1 protein-coding gene, 1 tRNA gene and 1 pseudogene are annotated in these 3267 nt (G+C 58.4%); 2 read left to right on the top strand and 1 reads right to left on the bottom strand.

Features of this window, described 5'->3' with window-relative positions:
• Both FNJ47_RS45235 and FNJ47_RS45230 read left to right on the top strand, forming a co-directional pair.
• Nucleotides 1-1359, top strand: a pseudogene (locus tag FNJ47_RS45235) (sodium:solute symporter family transporter); the annotation flags it as partial.
• Between the two features lie 36 nt (nt 1360-1395).
• On the top strand, nt 1396-1800 hold the full coding sequence (locus FNJ47_RS45230) for a cupin domain-containing protein (RefSeq protein WP_163163149.1): 405 nt from the start codon (nt 1396-1398) through the stop codon (nt 1798-1800).
• A 359-nt stretch (nt 1801-2159) separates the two neighbouring features.
• On the opposite strand, the gene FNJ47_RS45225 is transcribed toward FNJ47_RS45230, so the two are convergent.
• Nucleotides 2160-2226: transfer RNA gene (locus FNJ47_RS45225), tRNA-Ser, on the bottom strand.
• Nucleotides 2227-3267 lie beyond the last annotated feature (1041 nt).

The raw sequence follows: 3267 nt of genomic DNA, 5'->3' as shown, positions 1-3267 counted from the left end.
CGCTGGTCTACACATCTGGCTATGACGGCATGATCTACGCGATCGGCTTTCTCGTCGGCTTCCCGATGATCCTGTTTCTGATCGCGGAGCCGCTGCGCAATCTCGGCCGCTATACCTTCGCCGACGTTGCCGCATATCGGCTGTCCGAAGTGCCAGTGAGAGCGGTCGCCGGCGTCAACACCCTTGTCATCGTGGTCTTCTATCTGATCGCGCAGTTGGTGGGAGCCGGAAAGCTCATCCAGCTATTGTTCGGACTTCCATACATCTACGCGGTCGGCATCGTTGGCGGCCTGATGATGATCTACGTGACCGTCGGCGGCATGCTCGCGACGACCTGGGTCCAGATCATCAAGGCCGTGCTCCTGATGTCGGGCTCGGTGCTGATGTCGGTTCTGATTCTTGGACACTTCGGGTTCAGTCTGGAGGCTCTCTTTCGAGAGGCCGTCGCCTTGCATCCGAAGGCCGACGCTATTATGGCACCCCGGTGGCCTCGTCAAGGATCCGGTATCGGCGATCTCCCTTGGATTGGCCCTGATCTTCGGTACGGCGGGACTGCCGCACATCCTCATGCGCTTCTTTACCGTGAGTGACGCCCGCCAGGCGCGCACGTCGGTGCTGGTCGCGACCGGGTTCATCTCCATCTTCTACAGCCTGCTCTTTGTGCTCGGCTTCGGTGCCATCGCGATCGTTTCGGTTAATCCCCAGTTTCGGGATGCGTCGGGCGGCCTGCTCGGGGGCGTCAACATGGTTGCCCTGCACCTGGCGGATGCCGTCGGTGGTTCATTGCTGCTTGGGTTCATCTCCGCGGTGGCGTTTGCGACCATTCTCGCTGTCGTGTCCGGGCTGACGCTCGCGGGCGCTTCGGCCGCGAGCCACGATCTTTACGCGCGCGTAATCCGCAGAGGTCGTGCGGGCGAGCGGGAGGAAGTACTTGTCTCGAAGGCCGCCGCCGTCGCGATCAGCGTGCTTTCGATGGCGCTGGGTGTCCTGTTCGAGAACCAGAACATCGCGTTCATGGTCGGGCTGGTCTTCGCGATTGCCGCGAGCGCGAATTTCCCAATCATCCTTCTCTCGATCGTCTGGCCCGATCTCACGACGCGGGGGGCAGTGTGCGGATCGCTTGCCGGCCTGTTGACATCGGTCGGGTTGGTCGCTCTCAGTCCGGGCGTATGGACCGCCACATTCAAGCTCGGGTCGGCGCCGTTTCCGTACGACAATCCGGCACTCGTTTCGGTTCCGCTGGCCTTCGTCGTGTCCTGGGCGGTATCGATGTTGGATCGGAGTGCGGCGGCCGCCTCGGTCCGAGCATCGTTCGGTGCGCAGCATGTTCGGGCTCAGACCGGCCTGGCTGTCGAATGATGCTTCTCGCAAAGCTCACCTCAAGGAGGAACCACAATGAACGCTAGCGTGGTCGAAAAAGGCTGGGCCGGCTGGCCCGACGTCATTCGCGAAGAGTTCGACGCCAATCAGTCCAACGGGCGGGTCGGCACCAGACTCTTGTCTGAGACGGAGCGCGTGCGCGTCTGGGAAATCCGCCTCGCTCCGGGCGAGCGCATCGGATTCCACCGTCACGTGCTGGATTACTTTTGGACCGCCGTAACGCCGGGGCGGGCGCGATCGCATGCGGAGGATGGGAGGATCATCGAGGCCGCTTACTCCGCGGGCGAAACGCGCCACTTCGTCTACGCAAAGGACGAGTACAAGATCCACGACCTCGAAAATGTCGGAGATGCCGATTTGTGGTTCACCACGGTTGAATTTCTCGACAGCGCTAACAAGCCTTTGGAACTTGACCGTTAAGTCCATCGCCATGCGTGAGGAGTGGCGCGCTATCGACCTCGCGGCAGGAAGTACATCGATCAGAACTCGAGGCCATATGCCAAGCGTTCAGTATGGCCGCTCCACACGAACTGCCGTTGCGGACGACTGAACGAACGATGGTAAGCGACTTCGTGGAGAGGTTAGTTCTTGGCGCGAAGCGGGCGTTCGAGCTGATGGCCAGGTCGGCGAAAGTCCAAAAGACACCATAAGGACGAATCCCTGCTCTGGCCTCAAAACTTGTCGTCGGTACTGGGGAGCCCGGATTACTTCCGCGCGAGAATGGGACAGATCTGCAGTCTCGGTCTGGAGGCGCGCATCGCGCTGCAAAAATGAGAAATTGGCGCACCCGACACGATTCGAACGTGTGACCTTTGCCTTCGGAGGGCAAACGCCAACCAACCCTGCTGTCCACCGCCGACGGAGATTGAGGGATCGGGCCAAGTCTTGGATGGGTCATGATGGATTGCTTGAAAAGATTGGAGGCAAAACTCCATTTTTGTCCGTAGCTCAAACGGTGGGTTGTGGTCCAGGAAGATCGGAAATGCTCGATCTTTCAATGGGGATTGACTGACACTCTCTCCGCCGCACTGCTTCTCCGCTGCATCCAGTCGTCTGAAGCGACAGCAAAGCTAAACGTCCCTTCACTTCCACCTCTCTTAGCGTTTATCACCGGCGGCTTTGCTGCAGGTTGGCAGTGCAGGAGAGGCGCAGCCCAGAGCGTGCCCGCATTCGGCTCGCACGTTCTGACGCGTGCACAGCTGAGTTGTTAGAGGTGGCCACTGTTGGCGCAAACCTGATATCAAGCGCCTGTCCGATTGACCGATGACGGTATCTGCTGCAAGTCGGGGAAAGCACAAGGGGAGGCCGTTTCGAGCTTGAGGCCCGTCTAGTGCTCCGATTGATTCCGATACTTGCTGAAGGTACCAACCCTCAGAGCCAGCCAAATTTCCTGTGAATTCAAGAGCAAAAAATTGCGGCGGGTATACCGTCGGCATTTGTCCGTCAGAACTGAAGAATTGTGCTTGCAAATCAACGCGAATACGCTGTCCCAAATGATAGAGTGGGAGTAGTACGATTGAGTGCTGTTGCGCGGGTTGGCGTAGTCTGGAATGGAGGCCGTTTGCTCTAATCGATACTTTTAATCTATTAGCTTGAGAGCTTCCTGCTTGTGAGATCTATTTCCGTCATCGGCGGAATTTGGCTTGCCTAGCGTAGTAAAGGGAGCGCTCGGCGTGTACGGCCCCTTCTTGCCATGCAGAGAGCCGCACGCGTTCATGTGACGGCCTGTTGCTCATCCTTGCATCAGCGCCGCCAACTAGCTAGCACTACTTTGGCAGATTGTCGATTTTGCTGTGCTTTATAGGATTCCCGAATCAATATTTCAATGATTCATGGGTGGTCGGCTCTTGGAGGGCTGACCATGGCGGGATGGGAAGACGAGCTCGA

Origin of the sequence: Bradyrhizobium uaiense, assembly GCF_010811875.1 — a bacterium.
GTDB classification, from domain to species: domain Bacteria; phylum Pseudomonadota; class Alphaproteobacteria; order Rhizobiales; family Xanthobacteraceae; genus Bradyrhizobium; species Bradyrhizobium uaiense.
Note: the sequence above shows the minus strand (reverse complement) of the source record. Positions and strands in the feature narration are given on the sequence as shown.

What these genes read in the sequence shown, in the direction of transcription:
- FNJ47_RS45230 (WP_163163149.1), top strand. Translation starts at nt 1,396, where the DNA reads ATGAACGCTAGCGTGGTCGAAAAAGGCTGGGCCGGCTGGCCCGACGTC.